The sequence below is a fragment of the Asaia spathodeae NBRC 105894 genome, assembly GCF_025994195.1.
GTDB classification, from domain to species: domain Bacteria; phylum Pseudomonadota; class Alphaproteobacteria; order Acetobacterales; family Acetobacteraceae; genus Asaia; species Asaia siamensis.
Genome location: NZ_BAPY01000041.1, coordinates 1 through 5904, shown reverse-complemented (window position 1 = coordinate 5904; position 5904 = coordinate 1). Strand labels below are relative to the sequence as shown.

The 5904-nt window shown below is 59.2% G+C and carries 7 protein-coding genes; all 7 read right to left on the bottom strand.

Annotated features, from left to right (window positions below):
• Positions 1 to 174: 174 nt before the first annotated feature.
• Positions 175 to 645 (bottom strand): hypothetical protein, encoded by a 471-nt coding sequence (locus AA105894_RS12370; RefSeq protein WP_267312007.1) that lies wholly within the window; start codon positions 643 to 645, stop codon positions 175 to 177.
• Positions 642 to 2135, bottom strand: a complete 1494-nt coding sequence (locus AA105894_RS12365; RefSeq protein WP_267312006.1) for a gp53-like domain-containing protein — start codon at positions 2133 to 2135, stop codon at positions 642 to 644. Before AA105894_RS12365 ends, AA105894_RS12370 begins: the two co-directional genes overlap by 4 nt.
• Before the next feature lie 16 nt (positions 2136 to 2151).
• A complete protein-coding gene (locus tag AA105894_RS12360) occupies positions 2152 to 2778 on the bottom strand; it encodes a hypothetical protein (protein ID WP_267312005.1) in 627 nt (208 codons plus the stop codon).
• Complete coding sequence (locus tag AA105894_RS12355) at positions 2771 to 3895, bottom strand: baseplate J/gp47 family protein (RefSeq protein ID WP_267312004.1); 1125 nt, start codon at positions 3893 to 3895, stop codon at positions 2771 to 2773. The genes AA105894_RS12360 and AA105894_RS12355 overlap by 8 nt, the downstream gene beginning before the upstream one ends.
• A gap of 99 nt (positions 3896 to 3994) precedes the next feature.
• Positions 3995 to 4357 carry a phage tail protein gene (locus AA105894_RS12350; protein ID WP_267312003.1) on the bottom strand — a complete coding sequence of 121 codons (363 nt, stop codon included), beginning with the start codon at positions 4355 to 4357 and terminating at the stop codon, positions 3995 to 3997.
• Complete coding sequence (locus AA105894_RS12345) at positions 4354 to 5013, bottom strand: phage baseplate assembly protein V (RefSeq protein ID WP_267312002.1); 660 nt, start codon at positions 5011 to 5013, stop codon at positions 4354 to 4356. Before AA105894_RS12345 ends, AA105894_RS12350 begins: the two co-directional genes overlap by 4 nt.
• On the bottom strand, positions 5006 to 5904 hold an 899-nt coding region (locus tag AA105894_RS12340), incomplete at its 5' end, for a hypothetical protein (protein ID WP_267312001.1). The genes AA105894_RS12345 and AA105894_RS12340, both read right to left, overlap by 8 nt.

Genomic DNA, 5904 nt, shown 5'->3' with positions numbered 1-5904 from the left:
CTCGTCGGGCGCAAGAAGCTCCGAAAAATCGACGCTGTAATCAGCGCCGCCGTTGAGGTTACTGTCAGGCCATGCAAGCAGAGGTTGCAGGGCCATGCCACGCAGTTGTGCGGTCGCACACCCGCCAGGGCGCACGATCCGCGCTGATGGGCGCCATGTCATGGGGTTGATCCGTTAGCTTGCGGGGGCAGAGGGCAGGGCGGTGCTGGTCGTGTCCGAGCCGTCCGCGATTGCACGAAGCGCCTTGAGATAGGTTATCCACGCGTCAGGCGTTGCATCGCCAAAGACCGTGTAATTCCGCATGACGAGGGTCTGCTGCGCGGATAGCTCATCCTGTGCTTTAGACTGCAGGGTCTGGACAGGCGCATAACTGGTATCGGCTTTGACCGATGCGGGGGTGATCACGTTGCCTGTACCGTCCTTGATCACAGGATTACCGTTTGCATCGGCTGACAGCGTAGCGCCGTTGTTGATCGCAGTCATGATGGATGCGTATGTGTCGGCCTGCACCAGAACAGCATTTTCGGGCACGGCTGCAATTCGGGAGTCGTAAAACCCCGGCCCGGCTGCCACGAAATAAGTGGTCGATGCGGGCGTTGTTGCCTCGGTTTGACCCGAGGCGGCCTCTGATGCTGCGTCGGTCATGCTGATGTCCCTATGCAGAGATAGTTGATCGTCGTGTTTTGGAGCGTACCGGACGTGACCTCGCGGCCCAGGAGGCGAATGGTCGATCCGTTGACGCGCATCACAGTTACAGAGTTGGCGTTCGAGCCGATGTCATTCCCACCTGCGTAGATAAATGACGCGCCAAACGTGGTCGGCAGAGTGACGGTTGTGCCGGTCGTCCCGTCCGAGGAATTGTATGAGGCATTTCCGCCCTGGATCAGAATGCCGTTGGGAAGCTTCATCCAGAACCAGTTATTGCCGCTGACAGCGACTGTGCCGGTAGCAAATGCCTGAGTCGCGAACTGCGACCCGCCCGACCAGAACGTACCGTCATTGCGGAAACTGAAATACCCGTTGGCGCCACTGTAGCCGTTAACTTGCAGGGCAGCCTGTGTGTATGAATTGACGATCTCGTTTTGTCGGAGACTGATCGTGTTGCCATTAAGGCCCGTCAATACGATACCGAGCGAGGATTTACTCGCGGTTGTGGACCAGCTCGTCACCCCGGAGGCGCCGAAATCGCCCGAGGTCGTAAACCCGGTCAGGGCACAGTATTTCGCGTCGGACTGCGCACCGGTGTAATACGGCGTCAGATTGGACGGCTGGAGATAGCGCGCATCGGACTGCGACGAGGTGTAATAGGGATTGAGCGCCACAGGTTGCAGATAACGATTATCAGACTGGGCCTTGGTATAATAGGCATCGAATAGTGAAAGCCATGCCGCGCCGCTCGCGCCCGGTGTCGTCAGGTTGTTGTCGGCGGTCGAGACCCAGTAGGCGCCGGTGGTGTTGGGGTCTGCTACGATAGCCTTTGAAGGATAACCCCCAAAAGCCGCTGACAGATTGGCGTTGAACGGCGCGACTATCCTCGCTGCAAGGCTGCGCAAGCTCGGGTAAAGCGGGGCGCCCGAGGCCGCCGATATCATTGCTGCGGTGACTGATGTGGCGCCAGATGGGACTGCTACGGCCCAAAGCGGGATGCTGCCTGACGGCAAGGATGATGCAACGCCGATCGTGACGTAATCGGATCGAACGGTGGGTTGATTGGCGCCGCCATTACCAGACCCGGCGAATGTCTGAGACGGGTTGGCCGAGTTGAAATAGGGAAGGACAGCGTTCGCGGTGTCAGCCGTGCTTAGCGTGCCATAAATAATATATGTCGCGCCCGCACCAGGGATGGTGATGTTCACCGGGTCAGTCAGGATATACTGACGCGGCAACGCACTCGTTGAAGCCGGAAGAACGCCGAAAGCCGAGGCATCAATAACGCCAGCCTGAATGATCTCGCCCGGCGATACTGTGACAGTCATTCCGGTGCCAGGCGAACACGCAAAACCGCTCGCGCCCGTCCCGACCTCGCCATAGAGCGCGCCTGCTAGTCGTCCGATTGCTATCTGCGCGAAACGTGCGTCCTGCAACTGATCCTCGACCAGAGGAATCTGGCCGGGATAAATGATCTTCCGATCCATGAGAATTCCTCTTGTTTTAGGCTGCGTTACCTACCCAGATCACGACGCCACCAGCGCGGATCTTTTCGATCGCAGTCAGGACATCGGCAGGAGGCGTAGAGGCGGGATTTCCGCTGATGAGAACAAAGCCCTGAAAAGGCGTCAGGCGCGTGCCGTAGCGAAGGTCAGCGGCGCCATATCCGTAGCCACCGCCAATATTGGGCGCTGAAATCACGCCATAGCCCTTGGTATCCGAAGCATTGCGCGGCTCAACAGCGCGCCACCCATCGCTCCATGACGCCGCAAGGGCGCGCTCGAGCGATGGACGCGTACCAAGTGTCGGGAAAAGCGCCGCCTTGATGCGTGCTCGATAATCGTCGTCAGTCTCGTTGGCCAGGCGCGGCAATTCGTCGCCGAAGAAATCCTCGGCGTAGATATCAAGCAATCCACCTGAGGCCGTGCCAAGGCGCTGCTGATCGTAGATCGATTGGAGAAGCCCCCATGACCAGGAAAAGACGGAGGCAATACCTTGCAGCAAACCGTTGAGGATTGGCGCCTGCTCGGTCTCGTCGTTGCTTGGTGCTTCAGGGAACCAGCCAGACGGGAGCAGGGCGCGAAGACGCTGGGCGAACTGTCCCCGCGTTACGTCCGTGGGCCTAACCATAAGTCACCGAACCGGCCCGCAACGCGACGCCTGTGACGCCTGCAATGTCTGCGGTTTGGCCATTGAGCAGCAGGTTGGATATCGATGTAACGGAGGGAGATGCACCATAGGCAAGCACACTCAGGCGTGAGTAAACGGCACCTTGGCCAATATCGAGTCCGTTGAAATAGGTGCTTATCGCTGTGGTGATTAGCGCCTGCACTGCGGCAGCATTGGAATTGGGAGCGAGCGTCAGTGTCATGCTGACGGTCGGGTTCGATACTTTGGGGCGCACGACCTGTATCGAAACTGGCGATGCTCGATATTCATTCGCGACCGAGTACGCCTGCGCAATGAGCGCATCGGAAACGGCGCCTGATCCGTCATCGACATAGAGCACGATATTGCCAGGTAGGAAGTTGCCCGCTGTGTCGGCATTTTCGACACCTTGCACCATGATATTGGTCGCAATGGCTTCGACCGCGCTCTCGATCGCCGAGAGCGTGGCACGGTTCAGGGAATTGAGCCACGTTACAAATCCGGCACGTACGGCGGCATCGGTCTGACCATCGCCGCCGTTTGTAAAAGCGGCAGGGTTGGTGACGGTATCGATGCCAGAGACAGCCGTGCCCAGGAGGCAGATTGCACCGGCTGAGGCGTTACCCGCCGTGCCAGTTTGGGTGCATTGCACGGGCAGTGTCAGTGACTGCACGCCTGCGGGCCGGATATAGCCGTTTGCCGCATTGTTCCAGGCTGGGTTCGTACTGTCTGCCACGACCGCATAGCTGACATTTGCAACGGTCAGAACAAGGGCGCCGACTGGGATGGTTGCTGATGCAGTGGTTGGGGAAAATGACGAGAAAACAATATTCCCGGTCGCTGCGACGCCAGGCTCGCGCGTAAGGCCAAAATCCGCAATGAAGCTGTCAACGTCTTCACCTTGGGATGTGGACAGGCGATTGCGAGTCAGGATTTGCAGGGCTACCGATTGCAGCCAAAGGCCAAGGCCTGAGGCTGATTCAAGGATAGCCCGCCCTGGCGTTCCGACCGCCAGATCGAGCAGAGACGACGATGCCCCCTGCGCTGCCGTGACCGCCGCCGAAACGGTGGTCGAGAAGGAGCGGAGCGAGAGAGCCATCGGTGCCTCAAAACGAAAAAAGGCGCCCCGAAGGACGCCTCTCGGCCTGATAAGGCCATAATTACAGAAAATCTCACACTACATGGCCAAGTACAAGGCCTAATTCGTGACCGCGAGCGCCTGCACGGTCTGGGTTGCCAGATCGACATACTGGATATTGCAGACGTAAACGCCGATGCTCGGGTTATCCATCGTCACGCTGATCGGCTGGGTTTGGTCAACCGCAGCCTCCTGCGCCATCTGCTCGGCAACGAGCCCCCTGATTTCAGCAATATTGGCTGGGCTGCCAACCTTGGCCGGGAGACCAGCGCCATAGTCCGGTTGCCAGATATAATCGCCTGGATTGGTGCAAAGGCGGCGCAGGATAGCTTGTCGCGTTTCTTCAGCTCCGCTCACGAGCGCAATGCCCCCTGCAACGTCGAGAATGAGATCGCCGCCGCAATAATGAGAGATTGCCGTCATGCTACAGGCGCCCCTGTGTTGTTGCCATTATTGCCGTTGGTGTGGATATGCGATTTCAGGCTGATTCCTGCTGCGAGCACATCCTGATCCGAGGTGATCTTGCCACCCGTGACGGCGAGGCCCGAGGCGCTGAGCGTCATTGTCACGCCACCGGTTTTCCAGCTGACGCCGGTATTGGTCAGAGCTTCGGTCGTTTGCCCTGCGCCGCTATAGAGGCCCTGCGAGGTCATGTGCCACCATGGCGCATTCTGCGTCGCCGCACCAGCAGATTGCGACCCGCCGCCGCTCTGGTTGCTAGAGGGAGGGGCGCCACAACCCGCCATGATCAGTAGCTCGCCAGCCTGCGCAGCCTTGCCCGTCCGCGGGGAGACGGGAGGCGTCACCACCGTGTCGTATTGAAAGGCATTGATCTGCATGTGTTCCGCATCGCCCTCGACCGGCACAAGCAGCACATGCTCGCCGATATTGGGCAGACGCGCGATCCTGATATCGCCAGCCGCCAGGGCCGCCACAGGCAGCCAGCCGCTCTCGACGCCCTCCGGCTGCACGGCAACCTTGGCCGCATGGTTCACCGGGTCGATGGATGTCACAATGCCATGCACGGTCTTGGCAATGAGGCTTCCCGCCGCTGCTGCGATCTGTCTCACATCATGCATCGTCGTCGGCCTCATCCTGTGTCACGTCGCGATTCCGCAGCGTAACGTCCTGCTGGAACCCACCATCCCAGGAAAAGGAGCTTGAGACGGCATCCACTGTATAGCTCTGGCCATCCCAGGTTGAGTTCGTGCCGGTCAGCGTGAAGAAATCCCGCGGCTGTAATTTGATGCGGCCCGGAATGGTCATGTGAACCTCGCGGCCATGGGCTACGATCTCATCGTATTTCTGCTTTGCCGTGTTCTGCACGTCCTGCATCGACCGGCCCGGCACCTTGAACGAGTGCAGCGTGCCAGCGTTCGCAGCCTTCTTAGGTGATCCGCCCTCTGCCGACCAGTAATACTCGAACTTCGCCCGTTGCCTGCTGTCCCACGACATGACATGCACGACCACGCCTTTGGCGATTTGGTAGTCGCGCTTGAAACTGAGCGACATGGCGTTTGAGACGATCGCGCTATCTGGCCCTTTGTCCTGATATTTGAGCGTGTGGGTCGTCGCCGATCCATCGCTGCTGGTCGGGTAGGGTTTGCAGATGATCGTTTTGCCAGATGCGTACAGATCGCAGCCCGCCGAATTGGCGATATAGCGCGCCAGATCGAACGCGGTCTGGAACCGGCCATGCGCGCTATGGGACAGGCGCTTGTGTTCGATCTGCCAGTATTGCCCGGTCATGCTGGCGGAGAACGACACCTGAGGCGTAAGACCTGCGGCTGAGATCAGCGTCTTCATGAGATCGGCGCCCGTCTTGTTCAACCAGGCGCCCTGCACGCGCATATCAAGCAGCTTGGCGAGATAGTCGCGACATTCGACCACAAGGCTGGTTCCAGTCGGTGTCCATTCGACGTGATCCATAAGGCCTTGGAACACCGTTACCCACTGAGCACCTGTCACGG

Coding starts and splice junctions, on each gene's coding strand:
- AA105894_RS12370 (WP_267312007.1), bottom strand. CDS start 645: ATGACCGACGCAGCATCAGAGGCCGCCTCGGGTCAAACCGAGGCAACA.
- AA105894_RS12365 (WP_267312006.1), bottom strand. CDS start 2,135: ATGGATCGGAAGATCATTTATCCCGGCCAGATTCCTCTGGTCGAGGAT.
- AA105894_RS12360 (WP_267312005.1), bottom strand. CDS start 2,778: ATGGTTAGGCCCACGGACGTAACGCGGGGACAGTTCGCCCAGCGTCTT.
- AA105894_RS12355 (WP_267312004.1), bottom strand. CDS start 3,895: ATGGCTCTCTCGCTCCGCTCCTTCTCGACCACCGTTTCGGCGGCGGTC.
- AA105894_RS12350 (WP_267312003.1), bottom strand. CDS start 4,357: ATGACGGCAATCTCTCATTATTGCGGCGGCGATCTCATTCTCGACGTT.
- AA105894_RS12345 (WP_267312002.1), bottom strand. CDS start 5,013: ATGCATGATGTGAGACAGATCGCAGCAGCGGCGGGAAGCCTCATTGCC.